At 52.2% G+C, this 13,883-nt stretch carries 13 protein-coding genes; 10 read left to right on the forward strand and 3 right to left on the reverse strand.

The features are described 5' to 3' along the window. Window positions 1–355: 355 nt before the first annotated feature. The 3 genes from dcuR to JTI98_RS07200 all read right to left on the reverse strand — a co-directional run bounded on the left by dcuR (window position 356) and on the right by JTI98_RS07200 (window position 3,775). Window positions 356–1,075 carry a two-component system response regulator DcuR gene (gene dcuR / locus JTI98_RS07190; protein WP_042999101.1) on the reverse strand — a complete coding sequence of 240 codons (720 nt, stop codon included), beginning with the start codon at window positions 1,073–1,075 and terminating at the stop codon, window positions 356–358. Beyond that, complete coding sequence (locus JTI98_RS07195; RefSeq protein ID WP_044257312.1) at window positions 1,072–2,703, reverse strand: sensor histidine kinase; 1,632 nt, start codon at window positions 2,701–2,703, stop codon at window positions 1,072–1,074. Before JTI98_RS07195 ends, dcuR begins: the two co-directional genes overlap by 4 nt. A gap of 121 nt (window positions 2,704–2,824) precedes the next feature. Next, on the reverse strand, window positions 2,825–3,775 hold the full coding sequence (locus JTI98_RS07200; protein WP_216082079.1) for a nickel/cobalt transporter: 951 nt from the start codon (window positions 3,773–3,775) through the stop codon (window positions 2,825–2,827). A 478-nt stretch (window positions 3,776–4,253) separates the two neighbouring features. Between JTI98_RS07200 and JTI98_RS07205 the strand changes: the two genes are divergently transcribed. The 10 genes from JTI98_RS07205 to JTI98_RS07250 form a co-directional block, all read left to right on the forward strand. Continuing rightward, window positions 4,254–6,686 (forward strand): DMSO/selenate family reductase complex A subunit, encoded by a 2,433-nt coding sequence (locus JTI98_RS07205; protein ID WP_216082080.1) that lies wholly within the window; start codon window positions 4,254–4,256, stop codon window positions 6,684–6,686. Between the two features lie 13 nt (window positions 6,687–6,699). After that, window positions 6,700–7,326 (forward strand): DMSO/selenate family reductase complex B subunit, encoded by a 627-nt coding sequence (locus tag JTI98_RS07210; protein WP_042999104.1) that lies wholly within the window; start codon window positions 6,700–6,702, stop codon window positions 7,324–7,326. Further along, entirely contained in the window at window positions 7,319–8,092 is a 774-nt protein-coding gene (locus JTI98_RS07215; protein WP_044257303.1) for a DmsC/YnfH family molybdoenzyme membrane anchor subunit, read from the forward strand. The genes JTI98_RS07210 and JTI98_RS07215 overlap by 8 nt, the downstream gene beginning before the upstream one ends. A 44-nt stretch (window positions 8,093–8,136) precedes the next feature. Beyond that, window positions 8,137–8,733 (forward strand): molecular chaperone, encoded by a 597-nt coding sequence (locus JTI98_RS07220; RefSeq protein WP_042999106.1) that lies wholly within the window; start codon window positions 8,137–8,139, stop codon window positions 8,731–8,733. After that, the gene (napF, locus tag JTI98_RS07225) at window positions 8,730–9,266 is read left to right on the forward strand and encodes a ferredoxin-type protein NapF (RefSeq protein ID WP_216082081.1); all 537 of its coding nucleotides are present in this window, start codon (window positions 8,730–8,732) and stop codon (window positions 9,264–9,266) included. The genes JTI98_RS07220 and napF overlap by 4 nt, the downstream gene beginning before the upstream one ends. A 214-nt stretch (window positions 9,267–9,480) precedes the next feature. After that, window positions 9,481–9,816 (forward strand): type II toxin-antitoxin system PrlF family antitoxin, encoded by a 336-nt coding sequence (locus JTI98_RS07230; protein WP_042999108.1) that lies wholly within the window; start codon window positions 9,481–9,483, stop codon window positions 9,814–9,816. A 4-nt stretch (window positions 9,817–9,820) separates the two neighbouring features. After that, window positions 9,821–10,297 carry a type II toxin-antitoxin system YhaV family toxin gene (locus JTI98_RS07235; RefSeq protein ID WP_044327726.1) on the forward strand — a complete coding sequence of 159 codons (477 nt, stop codon included), beginning with the start codon at window positions 9,821–9,823 and terminating at the stop codon, window positions 10,295–10,297. A gap of 423 nt (window positions 10,298–10,720) precedes the next feature. Then, window positions 10,721–11,251, forward strand: a complete 531-nt coding sequence (locus JTI98_RS07240) for a fimbrial protein (protein WP_042999110.1) — start codon at window positions 10,721–10,723, stop codon at window positions 11,249–11,251. Window positions 11,252–11,319: 68 nt separating this feature from the next. Then, complete coding sequence (locus tag JTI98_RS07245) at window positions 11,320–11,868, forward strand: fimbrial protein (protein WP_042999111.1); 549 nt, start codon at window positions 11,320–11,322, stop codon at window positions 11,866–11,868. 63 nt (window positions 11,869–11,931) lie between these two features. Beyond that, on the forward strand, window positions 11,932–13,883 hold a 1,952-nt coding region (locus tag JTI98_RS07250; protein WP_216082233.1), incomplete at its 3' end, for a fimbria/pilus outer membrane usher protein.

The raw sequence follows: 13,883 nt of genomic DNA on the forward strand, positions 1-13,883 counted from the left end.
CATATCATCTGCTCACAGAGTGTGCTTATCCTTAAGATGTAGCATGAGCTCCGTTGCTACCGTTTATCGTTTTTGTTAATCCGTCCGGTTATTTCCAGACTACTCCTTTGTGATTAAAAATACACACTCTGCGCAGGGGATAATACTTTATTAACTTTTGTTAGCGTTTTTGAAATTAAAAACAATGGCGTGTCGGATAATAATAACGCATTGAAAAATGTGGAATGATGCAATTATATTTGATCTGGCACAATTTCTGAATTTGCAGGAAGTAACCTTAACCTTTTTATTTTTTCATTATTGTAATAATTGTTACCAATATATAACGAAATAATGCAAGGTTAAGATTTATCTTCTACTGACAATATTGCTTAAGTAAAGAATAATGTTCTGCCTGAATACGGTAACGGTAAACCGGCCTGCCCGTAACGCCATAATGGATGCTGGTAACCAGAATATGACAGTTGACCAGCCAGATAAGATATTTGCGGCAGGAGACACGAGAAATATTCACCGCATTTGCCAGTTCATCAGTTGAAAACTCATAATCCTGATGTGCATCGATCCACTGACACAGCGTGCGCAGCGTCTGCGGCGTCAACCCTTTCGGCAGGCGGCGGGTGTCCTGCTCACTGGACGCATTGCCGTGAATCAGTTGGTCCAGCTCTGACTGCTCATAATACTGGTGCTTATCCATGTCCCTTTTCTTTTGCAGCCAGCTGGTGAGGGCTTCCTCAAAGCGTGAGGCCTGAAACGGCTTGATTAAGTAATCAACAACGCCGTAGTGCAACGAATCCTTGATCGTCATGGCATCGGCGGCAGAAGAGATAACAATGACATCGCTTTTGCAGCCAGCGGCATGCAGAAGCGGTAGCAGGTCCAGCCCGTTCTCTTTCTGCATGTAAATATCCAGCAGAATCAGGTCAATCTGAACATCGCTATTAAAAATAACCTCTTTGGCTTTTTCCAGCGTTGAGGCGGTTCCGCAGCACTGAAAACCGGGGATCTGTGCGACATAGCGGCGGTTTAACTCCGCGACCATGGCGTCGTCATCGATAATAAAGACATTGATCATGTGCTGGCCCTCTCCCCATCCCAGGGTATTTGTACAAAAAATTGTGTGAAAACGCCAGGTTCGGATTCCACAAAAATATTGCCACCAAGACTTTCAACTTGTTGTTTAACAAGCGCTAAACCAACGCCGCGTTCAGTTCCTTTAGACGAGACGCCTTTATCAAAAATAGCGTCAAGGCGGTGCGGTTCAATGCCGGGACCATCGTCACTGACTTCACAATGTAGCCAACCATTGCGATAGTATAAGGAGACGCTGATCTCACCTCCTGACTGCTGTGCTAACGCGTCGATCGCGTTTTCAATCAGATTTCCGAGCGCGGTAATCAATACCGCAATTTGATCTTCATTGCCGCTGTCCGGTACCTGGCTGTCATGGCTAATCACCAGTTTGTGCCCTGAATCGGATGTGCGATTAATCTTACTAAGTAAAAAGCCAGCAATGACCGGCGATCTAATTTTGCCTAACAGTGAGCCGATCTCTTCCTGATAGTTGTTTGCCGTCTTAATAATATAGTCTTCAAGCTGCTTATAACTCTTCAGATGTAACAATCCCAGAATCACATGTAATTTATTCATGAATTCGTGGGATCGTTCACGGAGTGAGTCGGCATAGTTCACCATGCCATCCAGTCGCTGCATCAACTGGCGAACTTCCGTTTTGTCCCTGAAGGTGGAGATCGCGCCAATAATCTTGCCGTCGCTGCGAACCGGGACGGTATTAATGAGCAGCAACCGATCTTTGATGTTGATCTCTTCGTCGCGGTGCGACGTACCGTCGCGCAGCACTTCGCTGAGATCTACCACCTGCGACCATGCATGGCTGAGCGTGGAAAACTGGGGGTCATCCTGTGACTTACGGTAGTTCAGCAACTCCTGGGCGGCCTCGTTGATTAACGTCACTTCGCCTTTGTCGTCAACGGCGATGACCCCCTCTTTGATTGATTGCAGCATCGCCTGGCGCTGTTCAAACAGGGTAGAAATTTCATACGGTTCCAGGCCAAACAGGATGCGTTTGAGCACTTTCACCAGCACCCATGTTCCCAGCAGGCCAACCAGCACGCCAAAAAGTACGGACCAGAGGATGCTGCCGCGACTGTCGTTAATCTGTTCGGTCACCCGACTCAGTTCCAGGCCGATCGCCACCACCCCAATCTGGTGGTGATTGTCGTCATAAATGGGGGTGAAAACGCGCAGCGCCTGGGCGAGAAAGCCCCGGTTGATGGCGATATTCTCTTTGCCATCCAGTGCCAGCAAAATATCGTCGCCCTTAAACGGTTGTCCGATGCGCTGGGCTTCCGGATGAGAGTAACGCAGGCTTTTCATGTCGGTGACAACAATGAACAGCATATCGTTTCGCTTGCGCACCGCTTCGGCAATCGCCTGAATCCCGCTATCCTCGGGTTTTTTCATCAACCCCGCACGGATCTCCGGCGAGTCTGCCAGCGTCCGGGCAACGGCCAGCGCTTTGTCTGCCAGCGCATCACGCGTCATGTGGCTGATTTGTGAGAAGTAGAACAGATGGACGACCAGCAAGACAGAAAACAACACGGCGCTGACCATCAGTATCACCGTCGTACCGAGTTTCATCGGCCGTTCACGTAGCTTGCGACAAGGCAGGGAGTGTCTCATGGTGGTCCCGGGTTCACAGTTCGTGTGGATATTATCCCTATTGGGACGCGTAATTCAAAGGTGGCAGGGAAATTCACTGGGGCAGGTGTCCCATTATCGGATAATTATTACGCAGGTCGGGTCAGCAACCTGCGGCAATATAATCGCCGTTGGCGCTAATCGGGATCACCGTTAAGAACAGAATTGTGGCAAACAGGATCAGCACCACACCGCCGACTATTTTCGCTGCAGGCGCAAGCCATTTCAGAGCGGGATGTCCTGTACCGAACCATGTGAGTGTCTGATTTCGGGCATAACGTACCGCCAGAGACAGTCCCATGATCGACAGCGCAGTGCCAAAGGACATGGTCATCACCGCTGCAATGCCCCAGGTGACGATACCGAGAGCATTGGAAAACAGCAGGATCATGATTGCCCTGCTGCATGGTCGGGCGCCGATGGCGAGAATCACCCCCAGCCGGGTTTTCCAGTTACCGTCCACCAGCGTCTGCCCGACGCCGTGATGCCCGCAGCCGCACTTCTCGTCATGGCTGTGCAAGGGAGTAAATCGGATGAAGGTTATCGGGCGTATGGATTTAAGTGCCTGATAAATGAGAAACGCGCCGAATCCGGCGATCAGCGCAGCGCTGATTTTTTCAACGTACCATCGGCTGGTGCTCAAATCGCCGGCTGCCAGGTTAAAGCCAATCGCGAGGATAAACACAAACAGGATCGCACTGACTCCTTGCATCAGACTGCCAATAAAAGGCACGACCCGCGCAGCCAGCAGGCTTTCCTTATTGGTACTCAGATAGGTCGTCACGATGAACTTTCCGTGTCCCGGTCCGATGGCATGCAGTACGCCGTACAGAAACGCCCCCGTCAGTAACCAGAAACCGCCGCTGTACTGATGATTATTCAACTGCAGCAGATACATCACCAGATAGCGATGCAGGGTGATTTGCGTCGCCAGACACCACTGAATAAACGCCCCCCAGTGCAGATGTAGGGTATAGCCGATCCCAAACAGTGTCAGCGTCAGGAGTCCTGCCAGCGACAGGCGCAGAGAGGGATGGCGTCCGGATACGATCATGATTCAGTCTGGCTATGGGGATGATGAAACAGTATAGCCCGTTTACGGTAAGAACTCAGTTCACGCAGAAGGCTTTCTTCTTTTTGTATAACAAAAAATCATATTATTGCTAAATTAGCATAAAAAGTAATATGTTCCTCAACGTCAGGAATATTCCTTTTGACCAGGAATACTCTTTTTGGCATACGTTCCAAAAATAAGAATATTATTGTGCTTGCCTGACGGAATATATAATCGCAATATAATTAACTATACAATGATTATGCTGTTGTTCTGTTTTTATCTCTTATATGTTTCCAAAAATGTCATCTTCAGTTAAATCACTGCTTTTTATCAGATGAAAAATGATAAGAGTGTCATGGTTTTACCACTTTATTTTTCCATAAAAGCGCGTTTGATCATAATCAACCATCAGCCGTGTTTAGCCCTATATGATTACTTATTAATAATAACTATGGATGCAATGTGAGAAAAAAAGATGGAAATAAAAAAGTGGCTAAACACAACGCTGTCCCGACGGGATGCGGTGACAGGCACCGCAAAAATAGGTGCCGCTGTTGCACTCAGTAACGCGATTACGTTGCCTTTCTCTACCACCGCGCAGGCTGAAACGACCGACGCTCCTGCGCAAGGCGGCAATGGCGAAACCGTTCGCCACAGTGCCTGCCTGGTCAACTGTGGCAGCCGTTGCCCGCTGAAAGTGATCGTTAAAGATGACCGCATCGTGCGTATTGAACCGGAGGATGCAAAAGACGACGCGGTATTTGGCGAACATCAGATTCGTCCGTGTTTGCGCGGTCGTTCCAGTCGCTGGCGGGTATATAGTCCGGACCGGATTAAATATCCGATGAAACGCGTAGGTAAACGTGGCGAAGGGAAATTCAAACGTATTTCCTGGGATGAAGCGACAGCATTTATCGCTGCAGAATTAAAACGCGTGACGGAAAAATATGGCCGTGAGGCAATTTATTATAATTATCAGTCGGGCGCTTATTATCATACCCAGGGCACGCCTGCCTGGAAACGTCTGCTAAATCTTACCGGCGGCTATTTAAATTATCATAACACCTATTCCACGGCGCAAATTGCCACCGCAACGCCCTATACTCACGGCGTGTATGTCGGAAGTCACTTTACGCAAATTGCGCATTCCGATCTGGTGGTGCTGTTTGGTCTGAATTTGTCTGAAACGCGCATGTCTGGCGGCGGACAGGTAGAAGAGTTACGTCGTGCGCTGGAAGCCTCGAAAGCGCGGGTGATTATTATCGATCCGCGTTATACCGACTCGGTAGTTACCGAGCATGCCGAGTGGCTGCCGATTCGCCCGACGACCGATGCCGCGTTGGTGGCCGGTATCGCGCATACGTTGATTACCGAACAGTTGATCAATGAAGCCGAGGTCAATAAGTACTGCGTGGGCTATGACAGCAGTACGCTGCCTGAAGGCGCTGCGCCGAATGCCAGCTATAAAGACTACGTGATCGGTAAAGGTGATGACGGTATCGCTAAAACGCCGGAATGGGCGGCGGAGATCACGGGGCTTCCGGCAACGCGCATTCGCCAACTGGCGCGCGAAATCGCTTCGGCTCGTGCCTGTTACATTTGTCAGGGCTGGGGGCCGCAGCGTCACGCTAACGGCGAGCAAACCGTGCGCGCCATTCAGACGTTACCCGCACTGACGGGTCACTTTGGCCTGCCGGGTACCAATAACGGTAACTGGCCTTATGGCACCCCTTATGGCGTACCGCTGTTACCGATTTTGACCAACCCGATCAAGACCTCCATTCCGTGCTATCTGTGGACGGATGCGATTCAACGCCCGGAAATGATGACGGCCACCACGATGGGGGTGAAGGGGGCGGATAAACTGAAAACCGGCATCAAGCTGTTCTTCAACCAGGCCGGTAACACGCTGCTGAATCAGCACGGTGAAACCAACCGCACGCGCAAAATTCTCGCGGATGAAAGTTTGTGCGAAACCATTATCGTCATTGAAAACCACATGACGCCGAGCGCGAAGTACGCCGATCTCCTGCTGCCGGAAACCAGCTATCTCGAAGCGGAAGATCTGGTGGACAGCTCCTATGCCACGGGGTCTCACAACTACATGATCGCCTTGCAGAAAACGGTCACGCCGATGTGGGAAGTACGTAGCACCTACGATATTTGTGCTGATATCGCCGGGCATCTGGGGCTGCGTGAGCAGTACACCGAAGGGCGGACACAGGCGCAGTGGGCAGAAATGCACTATCAGCAGATCCGCGAGAAACGTCCGTACCTGCCGGAATGGTCGGTGGCGAAAGAGATGGGGGTTGTTGACCAGCGCATCGCAACCGACAAACAGAGCCTGGCGTTTGCTGATTTCCGTGCCGATGCCGTGGCCAATCCGCTGACCACGCCGTCCGGCAAGATTGAGATCTACTCGCAGGCGCTGGCCGATCTCGCGAAAGCGTGGACGCTGCCGAAAGGCGATCGCATCCCGGCGGTACCGGAGTTCTGCGCGGTGACAGAGTCGCATCTGAACAAAGCGCTGACCGCGAAGTATCCGCTGCAGTTAAGCGGTTTTCACACCAAAGGCCATACCCACTCAACCTATACCAACGTGTTGATGCTGCATGAAGCGGTACCGGATGAAGTGTGGATCAACCCAATAGATGCCAGCGCACGCCAGTTGAATTCTGGCGATCTGGTGCATGTGTTCAACGATCGCGGCGTGGTGGCGATTCCCTGCAAGGTGACCCAGCGGATTCTGCCGGGTGTGGTGGCGATGCCACAGGGGGCGTGGACCCGTCTGGATAGCAACGGTGTGGACGTTGGCGGATGCATCAATACCCTGACCAGTCATCTGCCGTCGCCGTTGGCGAAAGGGAACCCGCAGCATACCAACCTGGTTGAAATCAAACGCGCTTAAGGAGTGATCCGCAATGAAACAGTATGGCTTTTATGTTGACTCCTCGCGCTGCTCAGGCTGTAAAACCTGCCAGGTCAGCTGTAAGGATAATAAAGATCTGGACGTCGGCCCGAAATTCCGCCGGGTCTATGAATACGGCGGCGGAAGCTGGGTGAAAGAAGGAGAAAGCTGGCACAACGACACCTTTACCTACTACCTCTCTATCGCCTGTAACCATTGTGATGAGCCAGTCTGCGTATCAGGCTGCCCGACCGGCGCGATGCACAAGCGTGAAGAAGACGGTCTGGTGCTGGTCGATGACAGTATCTGCGTGGGCTGCCGCTATTGTGAAATGCGCTGCCCGTATGGCGCGCCGCAGTTTGATGCTAAGGCCAAAGTCATGCGCAAATGCGACGGCTGTCTCGACCGACTGGAGCAGAATCTGCGCCCCATCTGTGTGGATTCTTGTCCGCAGCGAGCGCTGGATTTCGGCCCAATCGATGAACTGCGCGCGAAATACGGTAGCGAGAACGAAATTGCGCCGCTACCCGCCGCGTCGTTTACCCATCCTAACCTCATCATTAAGCCGCATCCGAAGGCCAAACCTACGGGCGATAAGGAAGGGGCCATTATGAACATGGGGGAGGTGCGCCATGCATGAGTTACCGCTGGTCTTTTTTACCGTCTTTACCCAAAGCGCAGTGGGGGCATTTATTCTGCTGCTGATTGGCGGCACCCTGGGGCAGATCGAGGCGCGACGGATGGCCGTCGGCCTGTTCTGTGTCATGTGTCTGTTTGGGGTTGGGGTGCTGCTGGGGGTAATCCACGTCGGACAACCGCTGCGTGCGCTGAATATGCTGCTGCGCGTGGGTCATTCGCCGATGAGCAACGAAATTGTGCTGTCGGCAGTGTTTGCCACGCTTGGAGGGCTGGGTTCTCTCGGTCTGCTGCTTAACCGTGGCGCGACTGCGCTGTGTAAAGCGCTGGTATGGCTGGCTGCGGTGGTGGGCGTAGTCTTTATTCTGGCGATCCCGCAAATCTACCAGTTGCCGACGGTGGTTACCTGGCGCACCTCGTATACGACGGTGATGATGGTGCTGACGCCGCTGATTGGCGGCGGCATTCTGGCCGGGTTGTTCGGGCTGCGTCTGGGATTGTTGGTGAGCGTACTGGCGATACTCGTAAGTTTCTGCCTGCGACCGGGGTATGTGTCGACGCTGATGAGTGCGGACGACGCGTTAACGGCGGCGCAAACCAGTTGGTTTACCGCACAAGCGGCGCTGCTGGCGCTAGGCATTGTTGGGGTGGTGACCTGGGCGCGGTTGAAGTCCAGTGTCACGGTTCTGGCGATGACCGCCGTGGTCGTCATCGTGGCTGAGCTAGTGGGCAGGATTGCATTCTACAATCTGTGGACGTTACCGATGTAACCTGTGAGCGGCTTCGGCCGCTCTGTTTTCAGGAGGAGCCAGAGATGACCCCCGATGCTGTATTACCGAGGATCCTCGGTGCACTGTTTTATTACTCTCCCGGACGACCGGAGGTGAAAGCGCTGTTCGACAGTCTGCCCATGCTGCCCGATCTGTATCCGTGGCGCGATCCGGTGCAGATTGCCAGACTGTGTGCTGACTGGCCGCTGCCGGATGATGAAGAACTGGCGTGGCAATTTTCCGTGCTGTTCGAAGGGCAAGGGGATATGCCCGCGCCGCCATGGGGTTCCGTCTGGCTGGAGCGCGATAATCTGCTGATGGGCGATACCACCGCGGAATACCGCGCGTTTTTACAGTCGCAGGGAATGGCATTTGACTCGCGCCAGAGCGAACCCGAAGATCAGTTTGGCCTGATGCTGTTAGCCAGTAGTGCGCTGCTGGAGGCCGGTAAAGACGCGGCGGTAAATCAATTATTCGCAGTGCATCTGCTGCCGTGGGGATATCGCTATCTGGAACGCGTGCAGGACAGCGCGGTGAGCCCGTTCTATGCGCGTCTTGCCGCCGTAACGGCGTGTTATCTGCAGGAGATGGAGCAGCAACGCGCGTTACAACCTGCGGTGAAACGGCTGTACTTCGGATGAACAAGTCAGAGAAATATTATCAGGCGCTGATGACGCATCGGCACGTCAGTCGGCGTGGACTGTTTCGCGCGTTTGTCAGTGCGGCAAAGCACACTGCGCCGGAGGGGGCATCAGTGCCTCAACTTGCGCATTCGTTGCCGCCGGGAGCCGTGCCTGATGCGCAGTTCATCGCGCAATGTACCCGCTGCAACCAGTGTATCGATGCATGCCCGATGGGGATTCTGACCCGTCACGAAGACGGCTACCCGCAACTGGCTATTGAATATGCCAGTTGCGATGGCTGTGGGGCGTGCATTGTCGCATGCCCGAGTGACGCGCTGTGCGTACAGGCGCGTTTTGATACAGGCCTGCGCCCAACGTTCAGCGCTGCCTGCGTTAATCCGGTGCGCTCGTGTAACCAGTGTGTTGAGGCATGCCCCGAACTGGCCTGTACCCTCGGCGCGACGGGGATCCCTGTGCTGGACAGCGAGCGTTGTACCGGCTGCGGTGAATGCCGGGTACAGTGTCATGTTGATGCCGTCAGTCTGAAATAATCCTTCCGCCCGGATTTGCGAGAAGGCTTCCCGTTTTGATCTTTTCCTCCTTTATAGGCTTTGAATCCTTTGTCATTGCGAGTTTCTGAGTGTAACGTTCAGCTCAGTGAGTTCTTTGCTAACAATGCAACTACATTGCAATGCGTTTGCATTGTTTTTCTGGCGAGCCTACAATGCGTTTAAAATTTGTACACAGTAACGCAAAGGGATAAATATGTTCGCCTATGTTCGCTCTGAAGACATTGCCATTGAAGCGGATTCTAAATTGACGGAACGACATCAAACGACTATCCCTGCGTCGATCAGGGACGCTTTACATCTTCGCAGTGGTGATCGTATTCATTACACATTGCTTTCCACGGGTGAAGTACTGCTTTCAAAATACAGTGAAGCAACGGAGGACGGTGTGATGCGATCATTCCTGGACTTCTTATCACAGGATGTGGCGAATAACCCACAAACGCTGAAGAAGCTGGATTTATCCCGTGGCTATGAACTGGTTGATGGTATCGACGTCAATCTTGATGATGAAATCAGCGACGAAGACTGAAAAAATGGATTTTCCCACATGGCTGAACGGGTGGACGATCTACGCTCATCCCTGTTTTATCGATCAATACAACGCGCTGGTCGCACGTGTTGAAGACCTTAAGCACAGGTTTCCAGATCCCATTGTTTTCCAGAAGAAGAAAGAGACCAAGGTGCTGGCGCATTTATTGAAATCCATTGCCAACATTACCCACGAACCCCGAGCTTCTGTTTACCGGCCTGGCGACAGTATAGGGAAAGCTTATACAGACTGGTCGAGAGCGAAGTTTGGTGTGGAACGGTATCGCTTATTTTTCCGTTATAGTCTCGAGAGTAAGATCATTGTCATCGCATGGGTGAATGATGAAGGGTCATTGCGCACCTACGGCAGCAAGACCGATGCCTATAAGATTTTCGGGAAAATGCTCGATGAGGGGAATCCACCCGACGACTGGCTAAGTTTGCTTCAGGCTTGTCAAAACGACGGGAAGGAACATCTTTGAGCTCTACTGTTGATACTTTCACCTTAACTATTCCAATAATTTACTGAATCATTATTTTATTTCCGGTATTATCGGGAATAATCTTAATCTCCTCATTGTTTTTCAATTCTATATCCGCTAAAACCCATCGTGTATTTCGGATTTATCACACCACTTCGCGAGATATAAATCCACCTTTCCTTTCCCTGCGAGTTAACAATGCGTATCTATCCCACAGCAAATGTAGTGCTTTGTATGGAAATTTTGATTTGGTAGCATTTTCATCAGTTCAAAGGAGTGGTGGTAATTAATATTATTGCATTTTTAATTATTGCCAGGACATTTCCAGAACAAAACCAAGAGTTGATTACAGCAGGACGAAATAACGAATGCGACGTGATGACTCTTTATTTCTCAGGATATTGGTACAAACAGGAAATTGTTATGAAAATGAATAAAGTTGCTATGGCTGTTGCGTTCAGCGCCGCTCTGGGTTCTATGTCTGTTTTAGCTGACACAACGAACGGTGTGATTGAATTCCAGGGTGAACTGGTAAATACCGCCTGTGGTCTGGCACCAGGTTCAAGCCCGGTGACCGTTGATTTTGGTCAGATTCCTGTTTCTGCACTGGCTAACGGTGCTCGCGCCGGAAACGTACACCAGAACATCGAACTGCAGCACTGCGACATCACGGTAGCGCAAACTGCAGAAGTGACTTACACCCCGACCAGCACCAACCCAACTGACGCCACTCTGGCGGCCTTTACTTCAGGCACCGCGTCTGGTGCGGGTATCGGCCTGCGTGACAGCGCCAGCCAGGATGTGGTGTGGGGCACTGCAACAACACCTGTCCAGCTGGTTAATGGCACCAACACCATTCCGTTTGTGGCCTATGTGAAAGCAGAAAGCGCAAGCGCAACCGTGGCTGCTGGTTCCTTCCAGTCCACCGTGAACTTCGAGATTGCGTACCAGTAATTGACCTGAAGTGATGAGTGCGGGGCGTGTTCCCGCACTTTCTCCATCGTAGACCAGGGAGGGACAAAGTGAAAATAAACAATACGCTCCTCATTGCCGTCTATTTTTGCGCTCTGGTCGGGTCGGCTTCGGTTTCAGCATCCACCGTCACGCCGGGTAAATTAGCCATGAGCGGTGAACTGATTGAGGCGGCATGCAGCCTTGACCCGAACAGTCGGGATATAGAGGTTGAGTTTGGTAATGTTTCTGCCAGCCTGATTAATCGTAATGATGAAGGCAATATTACGCGGCCAGTGTTGATACGCCTGACAGGATGTTCCGTGGTGAAACGAGGCAACGATGGTTCACTTTATCCTTATGCTTCGGTCACTTTTATGGGCAATGCGGCGGCATCCGATCCCACCACATTATTAGTCAGTGGTGACGCCGATGGCTTTGGTATTCGTCTACGTGACAGTCAGGGTGAAATATTAACGCTGGGTCAACCCTCTCCGGAATATGAACTGAGCGAGACCGATAACGTTTTAAAATTTTCCGCATCGCTGGTACCGGTTCAAAAATATATAAAAGCGGGCGAGTTTACTGCCGTTGCGCAGTTTTTTATGGATTACCACTAACAGCATAACAATAACCTGGCAGGAAGCAGGACGTTTTTAACGGATTTATTCGGGATGAAAATCATGTCGGTAAAAATAAAAACCCCTATAACGATGATTGCTCTTCTGGTAATGAATAGCTGCTATGCAGCGACAACCAGTGCTGAGGAGAGCGTTGAGTTTAATACCGATGTCCTGGATGCAGCGGAGCGCACGCAGATTGATCTGTCGCGTTTTGCAACCGACAACTATGTCACGCCTGGTGATTATTTGTTGGATATCCGTATTAACGGTCAGCCGGTCGGTCAGGAGAAAATTCGTTATATCGAGGCTCCTGAAGGCAAGCGCACGTTGCCGTGCATCAGCGGTGACCTGCTGGACAAACTGGCGCTGAAAGATGAGGCCCGCGCGCAAGTCACCCAGCTCTATGAGAACTGCTATTCCCTGCAAAGTCTGCCAGGGGCGAAATTAAGCAACTATGCTGGCGTGCTTGAAATTACCGTGCCGCAGGCGTGGATGAAGTATAACGATCCGAACTGGACGCCGCCTGAGCGCTGGGATGAAGGGATCGCGGGTCTTCTGTTTGACTACAGCCTCAACGGGCAACTCACCCGCCAGTTCAACGGCCAGGAAAACTACAGCGCGGTTTCAGGCTATGGCCAGGCGGGCGCGAACATCGGCGGCTGGCGTGTGCGCGGTGAATATCAGACCAGCTATTACAGCCAGAACCATCAATTCGATTTCGACTGGAATCAGATCTACGCCTACCGTCCTTTGCCGATGATGGCGGCGAAACTGACGCTGGGTGAGATCTACCTGAATTCGCAGGTTTTCGATACCGTGCGTTTTACCGGGGTCAACCTTGCCAGCGATGAGCGGATGCTGCCACCGGCGTTACAGGGCTATGCCCCTGAAATTCATGGTATCGCCCGTACTAACGCCAAAGTGACCGTCAGCCAGAGTGGGCGCGTCATCTATGAAACGACCGTACCCGCCGGGCCGTTCAACATTCAGGATTTGCGCAGTTCAGTGCGCGGCACGCTCGATGTACGCGTCGAAGAACAGGACGGCTCGGTCTCCACTTTCCAGGTGAACACCGCCAATATTCCGTATCTCACGCGTCCGGGCTACGTTCGTTACAACATCTCAGGCGGTACGCCGTCCCGTTACAACCATAAAATGCAGGGCCCAACGTTCCTTTCCGGCGATTTCTCCTGGGGGGTCAGTAACGCGTGGTCGCTGTATGGCGGCTTACAGTCTTCAGGTGAAGAGTACACCGCGGCGTCGTTGGGTATCGGGCGCGATCTCTATGCGTTTGGCGCTATTTCCATTGACGCCACCGAGTCGTGGAGCCGTGAGCCAGACGGCAACCGGCTGAAAGGAACCTCTTACAAGCTGAGCTACGCGAAAACCTTCGACGAATACAACAGCTCTATTACCTTTGCGGGCTACCGCTTCTCGCAGGAAGACTTCCGCACAATGGCGCAGTATCTCGATGAACGCTATCAGGGATACGACCACATCGGGCGTGAAAAAGAGCTCTATACCATCACCGGGAATAAAACCTTCTGGGCTGGCGAAGCAGGGAAGGCGACGACCGTCTTCCTGACCTGGACGCACCAGAACTACTGGGATAAGCGTAGCCAGGATCGTTACGGCATGTCGGTGGGGCGCGCCTTCCGCATTGGCGACATCAACGGTATCACCGCCAACCTTTCCGCTTACCGTACCGATTACAAAGGGCGCAAAGACGATTCGATCTCCTTCTCGCTGTCGGTGCCGATTGGCGACAACAAATGGGCGGGTCTGGATATCCAGACCAACAACGGCAAAACCAGTCCGATGGCGTCCTACACCGACAACAGTGATTACAACAACTTGTGGCGTATTCGTGCCGGTGCCAGCCAGAGTGGTAACGCCAGCGTTGACGGCTATTACCAGCATCGTTCGCAACTGGCGGAAATCAATACCAATGCCAGCTATCAGCAGAGCCAGTACATGGCGCTGAGCACGACCCTGCGCGGTGGCTTCACGGC

The sequence above is a fragment of the Citrobacter sp. MGH 55 genome, from assembly GCF_016906145.1.
Lineage (GTDB): Bacteria > Pseudomonadota > Gammaproteobacteria > Enterobacterales > Enterobacteriaceae > Citrobacter_A > Citrobacter_A amalonaticus.

Coding starts and splice junctions, on each gene's coding strand:
- JTI98_RS07230 (WP_042999108.1), top strand. CDS start 9,481: ATGTTCGCCTATGTTCGCTCTGAAGACATTGCCATTGAAGCGGATTCT.
- JTI98_RS07210 (WP_042999104.1), top strand. CDS start 6,700: ATGAAACAGTATGGCTTTTATGTTGACTCCTCGCGCTGCTCAGGCTGT.
- JTI98_RS07200 (WP_216082079.1), bottom strand. CDS start 3,775: ATGATCGTATCCGGACGCCATCCCTCTCTGCGCCTGTCGCTGGCAGGA.
- JTI98_RS07195 (WP_044257312.1), bottom strand. CDS start 2,703: ATGAGACACTCCCTGCCTTGTCGCAAGCTACGTGAACGGCCGATGAAA.
- JTI98_RS07235 (WP_044327726.1), top strand. CDS start 9,821: ATGGATTTTCCCACATGGCTGAACGGGTGGACGATCTACGCTCATCCC.
- JTI98_RS07205 (WP_216082080.1), top strand. CDS start 4,254: ATGGAAATAAAAAAGTGGCTAAACACAACGCTGTCCCGACGGGATGCG.
- JTI98_RS07215 (WP_044257303.1), top strand. CDS start 7,319: ATGCATGAGTTACCGCTGGTCTTTTTTACCGTCTTTACCCAAAGCGCA.
- napF (WP_216082081.1), top strand. CDS start 8,730: ATGAACAAGTCAGAGAAATATTATCAGGCGCTGATGACGCATCGGCAC.
- dcuR (WP_042999101.1), bottom strand. CDS start 1,075: ATGATCAATGTCTTTATTATCGATGACGACGCCATGGTCGCGGAGTTA.
- JTI98_RS07220 (WP_042999106.1), top strand. CDS start 8,137: ATGACCCCCGATGCTGTATTACCGAGGATCCTCGGTGCACTGTTTTAT.
- JTI98_RS07240 (WP_042999110.1), top strand. CDS start 10,721: ATGAAAATGAATAAAGTTGCTATGGCTGTTGCGTTCAGCGCCGCTCTG.